General features: G+C 67.0%; 1 protein-coding gene. It reads right to left on the bottom strand.

Annotation, left to right across the window (positions count from 1 at the left end; all coding sequences use genetic code 11):
- Nucleotides 1–128: 128 nt before the first annotated feature.
- Nucleotides 129–610: response regulator (locus tag ACXJKJ_RS31180; protein WP_457395471.1), on the bottom strand; the 482-nt coding region annotated here is incomplete at its 5' end.

Here is a 610-nt window from a genome sequence, read left to right as displayed (position 1 = left end):
CAATAGAGTGATCGAACTGCCAGTGCGGGTTCCTGCCATGCGCTGGATCACATCTTGCTGAGTTGAAGTTCGCATCGATCGCCACTGATCGAAACACCCCGCCTATCTCAGCATGCAGCAGGATGCCCTCAGCCGTCCGGCTGTCGCCCCGCACGCGCCGTTGCGATCGCATCGACCAGCAGGTCGCCGGTGACCGGCTTGCGCAGGAAACCATCGAACCCGCTTTCCAGCACCTGCTGTTCGTCGTACGCATCCGAGCGCGCGGTAACCGCGATCAGCGGCAGCTCGTAACCCAGCGCGCGCAGTTGTCCGGCAATGGCGATGCCATCCAGCGCCGGCAGGTCGAGGTCGAGCAGGCCCACATCGAACGGCCCGGCCGACACCTCGGCCAACGCAGCCAATCCGTGCAGCACGTGCACCACCTCATGACCGCGCGTGCGCAACAGCCCGGCAATCACGTCGGCCACGGTCGGGTCGTCTTCCACCAGCAGGATCCGCAACGGTGGCAACTGGATCCGCGCGGCGTCTTGCGCGTGGCTGGGTGCGCCGCCGCGCCGCAGCGTCCACGGCAGCGGCAAGACCACGCTGAAACGCGCGCCCTGGCCGGGCC

Source organism: Roseateles sp. P5_E1, from assembly GCF_054049335.1.
The sequence above is the reverse complement of the archived record's forward strand: the minus strand, read 5'-3'. Positions and strand labels throughout refer to the sequence as shown.